14 protein-coding genes and 1 pseudogene are annotated in these 12,695 nt (G+C 61.2%); 5 read left to right on the top strand and 10 right to left on the bottom strand.

The window, feature by feature from the left end; genetic code table 11:
* Nucleotides 1–3 precede the first annotated feature (3 nt).
* Genes G7066_RS02650 through G7066_RS02640 form a run of 3 tightly spaced genes read right to left on the bottom strand, consistent with a single transcriptional unit; the run spans nucleotide 4 to nucleotide 3,101 of the window.
* A complete protein-coding gene (locus tag G7066_RS02650; protein ID WP_166328828.1) occupies nucleotides 4–783 on the bottom strand; it encodes a sulfite exporter TauE/SafE family protein in 780 nt (259 codons plus the stop codon).
* A gap of 48 nt (nucleotides 784–831) precedes the next feature.
* Nucleotides 832–2,373: a gamma-glutamyltransferase family protein gene (locus tag G7066_RS02645; protein WP_166328826.1), complete on the bottom strand. Its 1,542-nt coding sequence runs from the start codon at nucleotides 2,371–2,373 to the stop codon at nucleotides 832–834.
* Nucleotides 2,374–2,378: 5 nt separating this feature from the next.
* Entirely contained in the window at nucleotides 2,379–3,101 is a 723-nt protein-coding gene (locus G7066_RS02640) for a FadR/GntR family transcriptional regulator (RefSeq protein ID WP_166328824.1), read from the bottom strand.
* A 162-nt stretch (nucleotides 3,102–3,263) separates the two neighbouring features.
* Between G7066_RS02640 and G7066_RS02635 the strand changes: the two genes are divergently transcribed.
* The 3 genes from G7066_RS02635 to G7066_RS02625 are packed head-to-tail and all read left to right on the top strand — an operon-like array spanning nucleotide 3,264 to nucleotide 5,832.
* A complete protein-coding gene (locus G7066_RS02635; protein WP_166328822.1) occupies nucleotides 3,264–4,193 on the top strand; it encodes an ABC transporter substrate-binding protein in 930 nt (309 codons plus the stop codon).
* 29 nt (nucleotides 4,194–4,222) lie between these two features.
* Entirely contained in the window at nucleotides 4,223–5,032 is an 810-nt protein-coding gene (locus G7066_RS02630; RefSeq protein ID WP_166328820.1) for an amino acid ABC transporter permease, read from the top strand.
* A complete protein-coding gene (locus tag G7066_RS02625; RefSeq protein ID WP_166328818.1) occupies nucleotides 5,029–5,832 on the top strand; it encodes an amino acid ABC transporter ATP-binding protein in 804 nt (267 codons plus the stop codon). Before G7066_RS02630 ends, G7066_RS02625 begins: the two co-directional genes overlap by 4 nt.
* A 10-nt stretch (nucleotides 5,833–5,842) precedes the next feature.
* Here G7066_RS02625 and pyrE read toward each other — a convergent pair.
* The 3 genes and pseudogenes from pyrE to G7066_RS02610 form a co-directional block, all read right to left on the bottom strand.
* Nucleotides 5,843–6,396, bottom strand: a pseudogene (pyrE, locus tag G7066_RS02620) (orotate phosphoribosyltransferase).
* Between the two features lie 21 nt (nucleotides 6,397–6,417).
* On the bottom strand, nucleotides 6,418–7,770 hold the full coding sequence (locus tag G7066_RS02615) for an APC family permease (RefSeq protein ID WP_166328816.1): 1,353 nt from the start codon (nucleotides 7,768–7,770) through the stop codon (nucleotides 6,418–6,420).
* A gap of 7 nt (nucleotides 7,771–7,777) precedes the next feature.
* Nucleotides 7,778–8,701: a carbon-nitrogen hydrolase family protein gene (locus tag G7066_RS02610; RefSeq protein ID WP_166328814.1), complete on the bottom strand. Its 924-nt coding sequence runs from the start codon at nucleotides 8,699–8,701 to the stop codon at nucleotides 7,778–7,780.
* A gap of 73 nt (nucleotides 8,702–8,774) precedes the next feature.
* Here G7066_RS02610 and G7066_RS02605 point away from each other — a divergent pair, with 73 nt between their 5' ends.
* The gene (locus G7066_RS02605; protein WP_166328812.1) at nucleotides 8,775–9,191 is read left to right on the top strand and encodes a GntR family transcriptional regulator; all 417 of its coding nucleotides are present in this window, start codon (nucleotides 8,775–8,777) and stop codon (nucleotides 9,189–9,191) included.
* Entirely contained in the window at nucleotides 9,152–9,520 is a 369-nt protein-coding gene (locus G7066_RS02600) for an FCD domain-containing protein (protein ID WP_166328810.1), read from the top strand. The genes G7066_RS02605 and G7066_RS02600 overlap by 40 nt, the downstream gene beginning before the upstream one ends.
* A 266-nt stretch (nucleotides 9,521–9,786) precedes the next feature.
* Here the strand turns inward: G7066_RS02600 and G7066_RS02595 are convergent, their stop codons facing one another.
* Genes G7066_RS02595 through G7066_RS02580 form a run of 4 tightly spaced genes read right to left on the bottom strand, consistent with a single transcriptional unit; the run spans nucleotide 9,787 to nucleotide 12,695 of the window.
* Entirely contained in the window at nucleotides 9,787–10,050 is a 264-nt protein-coding gene (locus G7066_RS02595) for a ribbon-helix-helix protein, CopG family (RefSeq protein WP_166328808.1), read from the bottom strand.
* 41 nt (nucleotides 10,051–10,091) lie between these two features.
* Entirely contained in the window at nucleotides 10,092–10,886 is a 795-nt protein-coding gene (locus G7066_RS02590; protein ID WP_166328806.1) for an ABC transporter ATP-binding protein, read from the bottom strand.
* A complete protein-coding gene (locus G7066_RS02585; RefSeq protein ID WP_244303215.1) occupies nucleotides 10,879–11,784 on the bottom strand; it encodes an ABC transporter ATP-binding protein in 906 nt (301 codons plus the stop codon). Before G7066_RS02585 ends, G7066_RS02590 begins: the two co-directional genes overlap by 8 nt.
* A complete protein-coding gene (locus G7066_RS02580) occupies nucleotides 11,781–12,695 on the bottom strand; it encodes an ABC transporter permease (RefSeq protein WP_166331869.1) in 915 nt (304 codons plus the stop codon). The genes G7066_RS02585 and G7066_RS02580 overlap by 4 nt, the downstream gene beginning before the upstream one ends.

Raw genomic sequence — 12,695 nt, 5'->3', positions numbered from 1 at the left:
CGGCTATTTGCCGCGCTTACGCAGCGTCGTCAATAGCATCTGCACCAGGATGAACGCGAGCAGGGCAGAGAACGCAACGTTAGACCAGAACGGTGGGATGTGAGTCGCTACGACCGATCCAATTGGAGACATCAGGCTTGCCGCGATGCCGAGCACCGCAGCCGCACGCAGATCAACATTACGTCGGCGAGCATTGCCGATCGTTCCCGAGATCGATCCTGGAATCAGCATAATGAGCGAGGTTCCCTTGGCCACGAGGTCGCTCGCCCCAAAAAAGAACATGAGCACTGGCACAACCACAACTCCGCCACCCACGCCGAGCAGCCCGGAGAGCACACCGGTAATAAACCCGGTAACAACAAGCAGGATCGCGTTCAGCACCGACATCGAGATCTCGTCACCGCGCTGAGGCACAACGAACCACAGGCTCACTACTACGACCGCAAGAAACCCCATAAACATCCAGCGCAAGAACCCCGTGGGTACTCGCGACAGCAAAAAACTGCCGAGCTGCGCGCCACCGATCACGCCAGCGGCGAGCGCCACCGCGGCGATCCAGTCCACGTTGCCCTGCACCGCGTAACCAATACCGCCGACCACCGCAGCCGGCAGGATCGCCGCCACCGAGGTACCCGCGGCGAGCCTCTGCTGGAAGCCGAGGAACATCACAAGCATTGGCACGAGGATAACGCCTCCGCCGATGCCGAAGAGTCCCGAAAGCATACCGGTGAGCGCACCGAGCAGGGCGAGCGGAAGAATAGCTGGGCGGGAAGTGTGATCCATCAAAGTCGTTTCTCTGTGCTGATTGAAAGGCTGTGCTGTTGGCTGTAGTCAGGCGGTGCCCACAACAACGATGGCAGAACCATCAGAGCGCGGATCGCTCGCGGCCGAGAATCCCTCGTTATCGACTCGAATCAGGTTCGAGTGCCCGAGTTTTTCGGTGCGTGAGGGCACAGTGTGAAGTGTAAACCCTGCGGACTCGATCGCGTCGCGAACCGCCTGCGGGGCGTCGGCCTCAATGGTCACGGTGACGCTGCCGTCAGCCTCCGGTTCGTTCACGATCCACCGCGGAGCGTGGGTCGCCTCGTGGGGCGTTGCCCCGGCGAGCGAGCGCAGGAGAAGCTGCGCGTGAATTTGCGGCTGCGCTGATCCCCCCATGGTCGCGGGCACCCAGGCCACCTCTTCACCATCAAGAACCATCACCGGCATGAGGGTGTGGCGCGGGCGTTTGCCCGGCGCAAATGCGTTCGGTGATTCGGGATCAAGCGAGAACGAGGTACCCCGATTTTGAAAGATGATGCCGGTCTCTGGCTCCAGAATGTGCGCCCCGAAATCCCAGTACACCGAGTTGATGAGCGACACCGCCCAGCCGTCCGCGCTGATCGCGCTGAGACCAACGGTGTCTCCGTTTGCTTTGGGGTCTCCCGCAACTGCCAGCTCCGGCGCGTCCATGCGCACGAGATCCTCACCCGACGCGCCACCAAACGCGGGATCGGCGAGAGCTGCGGCCCGCACCGTGTTGCTGTCGCAGAAGGCCGCAGCGAGCTTGCCCGCACCATCTCCAAGCGGATCGTCGATGCCGGCAGCCACCGCATTGAGCGCGCGCAACAGCATAAACCCGGAGGTGTTGGGCGGGCTGGTGAGCACACGCAGTCCCGCGAAGGATCCGTCGAGAGGATCAGCCCACACCGGCCTGTAGTCCGCCGCGTCTTTCAGGGAGATTCGGGATCCGCGCTGCGCTAAACCGGTGACCCACTTCGAAGCAAGCTCACCCTCGTAGAACTCGTCGGCTCCACCCTCAGCCAGGCGGCGCAGTGAGGCCGCGAGCGCGGGCTGTCGCAACGTCTCACCCTCTGCGATGGGTTTGCCGTCCGGATAGAACACGGCACTCGCGCCGGGATCCTTGCCGAGCGAGTCTTGTGCCTTGACCAGAGCAACGGCAACCGAGTGTGAGTTTGGAAAGCCGTCTTCGGCGAGCCTGGTCGCGGTATCGAGATGGTCAGCCCAGCTTCGGGTCGCCCCGTAGCTGTGCAGCGCTTCCCAACCGCGAACGCCCCCGGGAACCGTGATGGCGTCGAGACCGCGCAGAGGGAGTCTGTCGCCGTGCTTCTGTCTGAGGGCTTCGAGCGTCTGCTCGCTCGGCGCGGTTCCCGTCGCGTTGAGAAACCGCACCCGCCCGTCGGGGCTGCGCACGAGCGCCACGAGGTCGCCACCGAGGGCCACGTTGTTCGGGTACACCACACAGAGTGTCGCTGCGGCGGCGAGCGCAGCGTCGATGGCGTTGCCACCTGCCTCAATCGCGGCGGCCCCTGCCTCGGTCGCGAGATAGTGAGAGGTGGAGATAGCTCCGCGAGGCGTGGGCGTTGCGGTCATCGAGTTCAAGGGGTCCTCCCGGCCTTTTTCACCACACGGTCGATTTGTTTGCTGATGTCGAGCACGTGGGCCCGAGCTTCTTGCTCGGCTAATTCACCATTGCCCTCGGCAATGGCCTCGTAGATGCGTCGGTGCGCGGCACTCGAAGCGGCGCGGCGCTCGCGGGTCTGGTACCTGTTAGCCCGGCTCGGCGCAATCTGGGTGGCAATCTGCTCATTGATGAGTTCAAGCAGGGGGTTGTGAGCGTATTGGGCGATGGCCTGATGGAAGGCGCGGTCGAGTTCCGCGTAGCGTTCTTTACTCACGTCGGCTTCCATTGCCTCAACTAGCTCACTTAACTGAGCCAGATCGCGCGGAGTCGCACGTTCGGCGGTGATGCGGGCAATTGGCGGCTCCACAATAGAACGCAATTCCATAATGTCGGCGAGACCGGGTCGTAGGGACTCAATTGTGCCGATCACGTCTTCAGAAATGCGCGCGCGCTCACCGGGCTTCAATACGATGGTGCCCCGGCCTGGCCTGCGGTCAATAAGGCCGCGGTTTTCCAGTTCTCGAAGAGCCTCACGAATTGAGACGCGTGAGACACCCAAGTGCTCGGCGAGTTCGCGCTCGGCAGGGAGTTTTTCACCAGGAGCGAGTTCTCCCTCTAAAATCAAACGTTCCAGATCGACGGAGAGCCGATCCGGCAGTGACAGCGTCGTCGCGCGACCAATTGCGGTCCAATCCATTCGATTCTCCTCTTTACCTATCGCGATAGTAGCCGAAGCCGGATCGTCACCCCGGACCCTTGCCACAGAAATCGCATGTGTTGACGGCGATGCCTGATCCGGGGTATTGTCCTCTCAGTTCCCTAGTTGGTCCTACCAACTGTTGATCGATCATACACCTGATTGTGTGGCGGCCGACAAGAGCTTTCACGATTACAAAGGAGAAATCACCGTGGCTTTCCCCCATCCATCTCGTCTGGTACACGCATAGCCGCCCTACTTTTCACCGCAGGGCTAGCTGTCTCACTCACCGCTTGCAGCACTGAGACTCCCCAGACTTCCGAGGCTCATTCAAGCGGCAAGGCCGCCAAGGTAACACCACCCACGGTTATCAAAGCCGACAAACTCACCGTTTGCACGGGTGATACCCCACCCAACATCTTCTACGACGAGAACAACGAGCTTCAGGGTGTTGAAATCGATATCGCACACTCGCTCGCAAAGGGACTCGGCCTCACAGCGGCCTTCGAAGAGTATGCGTTCTCCGGCCTTATCCCGGCACTCCAGGCGAAGCAGTGTGACGTGATTATGGGATCGCTCTACATCAAGCCCGAGCGCGAAGAGATCGCGAACTTTGTTCCGTACCTCTATTCAGGAACCGGTGCAGGAGTGAGCAAGGCAAACCCGAAAAAGATCACCGGCTTCGATGACAGCCTCTGCGGCACAAATGTCATCGGCATCACGGGAGCTACTGGCGGAGCCGCGACCGAAGAACTCTCAAAAGGATGCGCGGCAGCGGGCAAAAAGACCATCGAAATCACACTTGTCGACGAGAGCACAAGCGCCGTGCAACAAGTCATCGCTGGCCAAGCGGACGCGTTTGTTGACACGTCCGAAATCATGGCTTTCTACGAGAAGGAATCTGAGGGCGCATTCAAGATGATCGGTGAGCCAAGCGGCAAGATTCGCATCGGCGCCGCGACACTCAAGGCGAATACCGACCTCAACAAGGCCCTTGATGAGGCTTTTGCAACCACCGTTGACGACGGAAGCTATGCCTCAATTCTCAAGAAGTGGAATATGGAAGCTAACGACATTACATCAGCTGAGTAGCCCCGAATAGGACGAGAAGGACACAATTCATGACATTCGACTGGGACTACTTTTGGGCGAGCCTACTCACCCCGAACTCCAGCTTTCTCAATGGCCTCGCACTTACCGTCACAATCTCCGTCGTCGCGATGGCGCTCGCCCTGATACTCGGGCTCGTTATCGCGCTCATGGGCAGAAGCCGGTTCCTCCCGCTTCGCATCATTGCGAGCATCTACATCTGGATCATTCGCGGCACTCCGCTACTCGTCCAGCTCGTGATTCTTTACACCGGCTTCGCCGCGGCAAACCTTTTTCGATTCGAAGACTTCTCGATCGGCTTTCTCGTAAAGGGTGCCGTGCAAGCAGCGATTATCGGGCTCATGCTTAACGAGAGCGCCTACATCTCGGAGATCGTGCGCGGAGGGCTCGAATCTATCGAAAAAGGTCAAACCGAGGCTGCACTCTCTCTCGGAATGACCTCTCTGAGTGCGATGCGCTGGATCATCGTGCCCCAGGCGATCAGGGTGATGGTGCCACCACTCGGCAACTCGTTTAACGGACTCATGAAGAGCACATCGGTGCTCTCCATTATTGGTGTTGCGGAGATGTTTCAGATCGGCGGAACGATGGCCTCCTCCACGTTTAAGGCCTTTGAAATCTACATTGTGGTGGCGCTGTATTACCTGCTGCTCACAACGATCTGGACGGTGATCCAAACCTCAATCGAAAACTGGCTCAACACCAAAGCGGGCCTGCCGAAGGCCGAATCAATCTGGAAGCGCCTGTTCGGCATGCGCAGTAAACGCGACCAGATCGCCCCGAAGAATCCCCTTGCTGAGTTAGAAGGAGCCCAGGCATGAACGGCACCGAATACACCACACCAATCTCCATTACGGACGGTCCAATCGTTCGCACGGTTGACGTCAACAAGTGGTTTGGCGACAGGCACATTTTGACCAACGTGTCGATCGAGGTTGAACGCGGAGAGGTTGTTGTGCTGGTTGGGCCATCGGGGGCCGGCAAAACCACGTTCCTCCGAACACTTAACCGGCTAGAGGCGATTGAAAGCGGCGAGATCCATGTCAATGGGGAGAGGATCGGCGAACGAGAGCGCGAAGGCGGCAAGGTCTCAGAGATCTCGGAGAAGAGCCTCGCGAGGCAGCGCTCGAACATTGGCTTTGTGTTTCAGCATTTCAACCTCTTCCCGCACATGACGGTGCTCGAAAACATCTGGCACTCACCGGTCAGGGTCAAAGGAGAGAAGAAAAGCGAGGCAGTGGCCTATGCGCGCGAGTTGCTGGATCGTGTTGGCCTTTCCGACAAAGCCGATGTGCGCCCCCGCTCGCTCTCGGGTGGTCAGCAGCAGCGTGTTGCAATCGCCCGCGCGCTCGCCATGCGACCAGCCCTCATGCTGTTCGACGAGCCGACGAGCGCACTGGACCCCGAAATGGTGGGCGAGGTTCTTCAGGTGATGAAAGACCTGGCCGGAGCTGGCATGACCATGATCATCGTCAGTCACGAAATGGGGTTCACGCGTGAGGTCGCTGATCGTGTGATCGTCATGGACGCCGGAACCATCATCGAGCAGGGAGACCCTGAGCTGGTGTTCACCGCTCCCAGCCACGACCGCACCAGACAGTTCCTATCGAAGATCCTCTAACGCAAGGGGGTTACTGCGCCTCGAGCCCGAGATCATCGAGGCCGATCGCGTAGCGGTACTCGTAGCCCTCGCCCTCGATACGGGCCTTGGCGGGGCCTGGCGATCCACAACCACGGCAACGCCCGCGATAATCGCACCGACCTTCTTGAGTGCCTCGATTGCCTGCAGCGGCGAGCCACCCGTCGTCGAGGTGTCCTCCACGACGATCACGCGCTTGCCGTTCAGATCGGGACCCTCGACCTGGCGGCCGCGGCCGTGATCCTTCGGTTCCTTGCGCACAACAAACGCGTCGTAGGTTTTGCCGCGTGCAACACCCTGGTGCAGGATCGCGGACGCAATCGGGTCCGCACCCATCGTCAGCCCGCCAACCGCAACAACGCCGTCAATATCGTCAATCAGGTCAAGCATCACCTGGCCGATCAGCGGGGCTGCGCGGTGGTCGAGGCTGAGCTTGCGCATGTCGACGTAGTAACTCGCCTTCTTGCCGCTCGTGAGAGTGAAGTCACCGTGAAACACGGCGTCTGACTTGATGAGTTCGATGAGCTGTTCGCGCGCGCTGGTCATGGCTTCGATCTTACTGGCTCGTTAAGCCTCCACCTCGACTGTCTCCACCTCGTCTACCGCGAGCTCCGGGGGCTGGCGGCGGAAGCCGCGCGTCGTTACCCCGAGAATAACGGCACCAACACCGAGCCAGATCAGTCCGAGTGTGATGGCGTGAACATCGAGCTGGGTCAGCAGGATCGCGATGACGATCACGCCGATGGTCGGTGCAACCACGTAGAGCAGAGCATTCAGGCGGTTGCCCAGACGACGCTGGCGAGCCCAGTACACAATCACCGAGACGTTCACCATGATGAAGGCGATGAACGCGCCAAAGTTGATGAACGAGGTTGAAGTCGCGACGTCCATCACCATTGCAATCAGGCCAACAAGCGCGATCGCGACCAGGCTGAACACGGGAGTCTGGAACCGGGCGTTGAGCGCCCCGAAGATCCGCTTCGGCAGCACACCGTCGCGCCCCATCGCGTAGAGCAGTCGACTACCGGCGGCCTGCGCCGCGATGCCCGAAGTGAACTGCGCGATCACCAGCGCGGCAAGGAACACGGCACCGAAGAAGGCACCGCCAATGCGGTGTGCGATCTCAAACGCGGCAGTGTCGGCATTGTCGAACACCCCACCGGGGTGCACCAACTGGCCCGCGTATGCGACGACCACAAAGATACCGCCGCCGATGAGCGCGACGAGCATGATCGCCTTCGGCACAGTGCGCTTCGGTTCGATGGTTTCTTCGGTCAGCGTTGTCACCGCGTCGAAACCGAGAAAGGAATAGGCCGCAATGGCCGCGCCACCCGCGATCCCAGCGAGCCCCGCATCGGTGCCCACAAACGGAGCTGAGCTAAAGAGCCCACCGGCACCGTCGGTGCTCGCGACGTTCGCCAGAGCCAGCACCACAAAGAAGACAATCACGAGAATCTGAAAGCTCATAAGTACAAGGTTTGTGCGGTCGGCGACCTTGATCCCGATCACATTGAGCGTGGTCGTAATGAGAATGAAGCCGAGGATCCAGACAGGCATCGGCACACCCGGGAACTGCGCCTGCAAGTAGGATCCCCCGATCAACCAGATCACCATTGGCAAAAACAGATAGTCGAGCATGGTGGCCCAACCGACGAGAAAGCCGATGCGGCCGTCAATCGTGCGGCGAACGTAGGTGTAGGCCGATCCTGCAACGGGATAAGCCCGCGCCATGCGACCGTAACTGTTGGCCGTGAACAGCATCGCAACGAGAGCGATCAGGTAGGCGCTCGCGCTAGCACCGCCGGTTTCTGAGGCGATCACACCAAAGATGCCCAGCACAATCAGCGGGGTGAGGTAGGCGAGCCCAAATATAACCAGCGACGGCAGTCGCAGGGTTCGCTTCAACGTGATTTCGGTCATGGGGTAGTTACTCCGTCTCGGTTATGTCGGACGCCTGCGTCCGTCTTGGGGCCCAGCGGGCCGGTGAAATTGTGCCGTTGTACATGGGTAGTGGAATTTCGGCGTCGCCGGGCTGCAGCTGATTCCACATGCGGTTTGTGAACATGGTGCCGCGCCCGCGCACCTCGGCAGTGTGGTCAGGATCGATGGTCACCACCAGGGTCTCCTCGCCGATACCAGCCTCCGCCATCACGAAGCCCTCGGCGTCCACGACGATGCTGCGGCCTCGACCGACCGGACCCGCGCAGTTCACGCTGACGACGGTGACTTGGTTGACGATCGCGTTGGCGCGCGCGAGCACAAGTTCTTGCTCGCGGTCGGGGCTCGTGGTCTTGACGATGTTGAGAATCACGTCGGCGCCGAGCCACGCGGTTTGGCGGCTGTGCTCAGGGAACCAAGCGTCGTAGCAGATCGACATTCCGGCAACACCAGTGCCGTCGAGCTCGGCGACCACAAACTCGGTGCCGGGGGTGTGCGGTTCAAACGGCCGCCACGGGAACATCTTGCGGTAGCTCGCCCTCAGTGTGCCGGCGGGATCAAACAGCAACTGTGTGTTGAAGAAATCGCCCTGGGGGTGTTTCTCACTTGCCTCGGCGAGTTCGCCGAGGCTGCCAGGGCAGAGCCAGATACCGTGCTCGGACGCGATACTGCCGAGAGCGTTGACAAACGCCGAGTTGAGGGTGACCGCGGCACTCTTGAGGGTAGCGGGGCGATCCGCCTCGGGCAGGTGCTCGGTGCCGTTGAGGTGCATCTCGGGGAAGACAAGCATTTGAATATCTGGGTGCTTGCGCAGGGTCGCTGCCACATCTTCGCGGAACGCGCGCAGCGCGCCCGCCGGGTCATCACAGGGCAGTGGTGACCGCTGGGCCACACCAATCCGCAGGTCGCTCATGAGCGTAGCCAACTCCTCGGCATTAAAGAGATCATTTTGATCAATATAAAACATATCGGGCTAGAATCGCAACATGAGCCCGCTTCGTGATCCCGCGCTTGAGGAGATTGCTGAGGCGTTGCACGCTGCCCCCGGGGCCGAAACGATCACACGCCTCTCGGCCATCGACGCTGTTCGGGCGCGTATTTTGCTTGCGATCGAGCACAGGCTGTATGCGCCGGGAGAGCAGTTGCCACCGCTTGAGGCTCTCGCTGAGGGACTCGACGTTGCGCCAATCACGGCCCGCCGGGCGCTTGAGACGCTCGTCGAAGACGGTGTGCTCATTCGTCGCCGTGGGCGCGGGGTGGCACCTTCGTCGCCGAGGTTCCTCCGCAGATTCAGGACTCTGCCGTCAACGTGTTTCGTGCAGACGAGGCGGCAATCCGGCTGCTCATTGACCAGAGGTGCCTCATGGAGAGTGCGCTTGTGGCGGCGGCCGCATTGCGGGTGAGCGCATCGGAGTGCGACGAGCTTGAGCGGATTGTCGACGCTGCTGAGCGGGCCACCACCTGGGCCGAGTTTCACAGCGCAGATCGCCACTTTCACCGCCGCTGCGCGGAGCTCAGCGGTCTCGTGGAGGCGACGAGTTACCAGACCACCTACGAGATGCTGGCGCGCTACTTCTTGCCATACCCGCTCGACCGCCTGGGCGGTTCACACCAAGAGCATCGCGCAATAGTTGACGCGCTCCGAGCGGCTGACGGATCCCGAGCCGCCGCCATTAGCCGCAACCACGTCGGCTCCCTGCGCCGCGACATGTTTATGGCGCTGCCGCGCTAGTGCCAGACACCCCACGCTCGTCACTCACATTCAAGGCAAAAGCTCGACATACTGCGGCCGGGCCTTCATCGAATGAATGAGCTCCTCTGCGCCATCGTCCCAAAGCAACACGACCACCTCGAGCAAACGGCCGTGCGAGTCAAAGCCAAGTCACATGACGCGCTGAGGGTTCTCGTCATGGAGACCAAATGCAAGCACGGGCCGAGTGGCAGCTTCGATACTGTCCCGTTCAGAGATACCGCGTTTCAGCGCCGACGCGCGTACCCTCATGCAGCTTTTGACCACTCAGCAAGCGCAGCACGTATCGCCTCAGATCGATTGAGGTGCTCACGCACTGCACGCTCCATCAGAGCATTCAGCTCATCAGCTGTCAGCCGCACTAGCACTACCTGTGACGCCTCGGCACCTCTTGCGGGACGCCCAATGGTTCGCTTTCGCAGTTCTTCAACGTCATAGCCAGCCTCGGCTTCTGCTACCCACGCACCCACCTCGGCCTCAGATATCTCACGACCCTGCATTTTACGGCTCATGAAACTATCGCAATACGAAAATGTTGGTTTGTGAACCTTATCTACGCGTCAACCAGCCCCGGCAGCTTCCCCAGTCCATCAACCGCGGGGATCGCGGCCAGCAAACGCTGGGTATAGGGATTCTCGGGCTGACCCCAGACCCGCTCGACCGGGCCGCGCTCAACGATCTCACCACGGTTCATCACCGCGACCTCATCGGCGATCGTGCGCACAACCGCGAGGTCGTGCGTAATGAAAAGCATCGACGCACCCGACTCGAGCGCGAGACGCCGCATGAGCCCCGCCACCTTCGCTTGCAGGCTCGCATCGAGCGAAGCGATCGGCTCGTCGCCGATCAGCAGTGACGGTCCCGTGGCGATCGCCCGAGCGATCGCGATCCGCTGCCGCTGCCCACCAGAAAACTGGTGCGGAAAACGATTCGCGACGTCGGAGGACAGCTCAACCTCTTCGAGCAGCCCGGCCACCGACCAGCTTGTGGACTGCGGGTTGATTCGCAGCCCGTCAGCAATCTGGGCGCCCACCGTGCGCCGCGGGTTCAGCGAAGCATACGGGTTCTGAAACACCATCTGAATGCGCAGCAGGTCGCGCGGGCGGGTGCGCATCCCAAGCCGACGCACAGGGGCACCCTCAAACAGGATCGAGCCCGAGTGAATCGCTTCCAGACCGCAGATGGCCCGGGCGAGCGTCGACTTTCCGCAGCCTGACTCCCCCACGAGGCCCAGCACCTGGCTCGATTCCAGGTTGAGACTCACCTCGTTCACCGCGGTCAGGGTGCCCTTGCCCGGCAGCCGGTACTTGACGGTCAAGTCTTTAAGTTGCAGCAGCGTCTCAGTCATCGCTGGCCTCCTTCTCGCCAGTTTGCGCATCGGGGCCGTGCGAATTGAGCCCGTGCGATTCCGGCCCGTGCCAGGCACCCTCATGACTGGGCAGCGCGTCGATCAGTGCACGCGTGTATTCGTGCTGAGGATCGCGCAGCACGTCATAACGCGTGCCCTCTTCCACAATCTCTCCCTGACGCAGCACCGAAATGCGGTCGGCGAGACTCGACATAACCCCGAGGTCGTGGGTAATCAGCAGCACGGCAAGCCCGAGTTCGTCACAGAGCTGCCGCAGCAGCCGCAGCACCCCGGCCTGCACCGTCACGTCGAGCGCGGTGGTCGGCTCGTCGGCGATCAGAATACTCGGCTCGCAGATGATGGCGATCGCAATGGCGATGCGCTGCAGCTGCCCTCCCGAGAATTGATGGGGGTACTTCTTCAGTGCCGTCTCGGGCTGTGGCACCTGCACTTTACGCAGAGCCTCGAGCGCGCGATCCCGAGCGACCCTCTTGGAAACGCCGGTGTGCGCACGCAGGTGGTCGGTCAGCTGCCGCTCAATGGTCAGCATCGGGTGCAGACTCGCCGTCGGATCCTGAAAGACCATGCCAACCTGCAGGCCGCGAATCTTGCCCAGTTCGCCCTCGGTGAGGGTCAGCAAGTTGCGCTCTCGAAAGTGAATTTCACCGTCGGTGCGGGCGTTTTTGGGCAGTAGCCCCAGCATTGCAAGACCCGTAATCGACTTGCCCGAGCCCGACTCACCAGCGAGACCGGCGATCTGCCCCGGAATGAGGTCGAGGTCGATACCGTGCAAAATCTTGCGCTCGCCAATGCGCACGGTGAGATTCCGGATCGCGAGACCCTCTTCGGCTGACACCGTCTTTGCACCGTCAAACGGGGTGGTTTCCGAGTGCGTCACATTGCCCTCCCCTGCACGGCGTCCTGAGCGCGCGGATCGAGGGAGTCGCGCAGCGAATCACCAATAAAGTTGAAGGCCATCACCACGGTGAAAATCGCGAGCCCTGGGAACGCGGCGATCCACCACGCCGAGAACTGCTGCACACCGTCAGACACCATCGCGCCCCAGTCGGGAGTGGGTGGCGTCGCACCCAGGCCGAGAAAGCTGAGGCCCGCGAGCAGCAGGATCGCGGTGCCGACATCGAGCATCGCGAGCACAAACACCGGCGAGAGCACGTTCGGCAGAATGTCTCTGCGCAGTGAGGTGAACGGGCTGTTGCCGAGCAGGCGACCCGCGATCACGTACTCCTGGCCGCGCGCGGAGAGCACCAGCGAGCGGGTCACTCGGGCGTACGCTGGCCACGACACGATCAGCATCGCGATAACGGCGTTGGTGAGGCTCGGGCCAAGCGCGGCGGTAATGACCATTGCGAGAATGATGGTCGGAAACGCGAACACGAGGTCGGCGACACGCATGATGACCTCATCAACGGCCTTGCCAAAGTACCCAGCGATCGCGCCAAGCGTGCCGCCCACAATCATCGAGGCCACCACGAGCGCGAGCGCCAGAGGCAGGGAAATCTGCGCACCAAAGACCACTCGGGAGAGCACGTCGCGACCCACCTGGTCCGTACCAAACAGGTGCTCGGAACTCGGCGGCTGCAGCCGGTCGAAGGCCTGCTCAAGCGGGTCAAACGGAGCGATCACACCCGCAAAAACCGCGATGAGCATCCACACAAGCGCGATCCCGAGCCCTGTAATGGCGAGCGGGGTCTTGAACGCTGGCGAGACACGCAACCAGCGACACCTCTTCGCTTGGGTGCGCAGGATGTCGGCACCCTCTGGTGCGCGCGTTTCAAGTTTTGCTGTCAT

The sequence above is a fragment of the Leucobacter coleopterorum genome, assembly GCF_011382985.1.
Taxonomy (GTDB): domain Bacteria; phylum Actinomycetota; class Actinomycetes; order Actinomycetales; family Microbacteriaceae; genus Leucobacter; species Leucobacter coleopterorum.
This window is presented reverse-complemented; position numbering and strand designations above follow the sequence as displayed.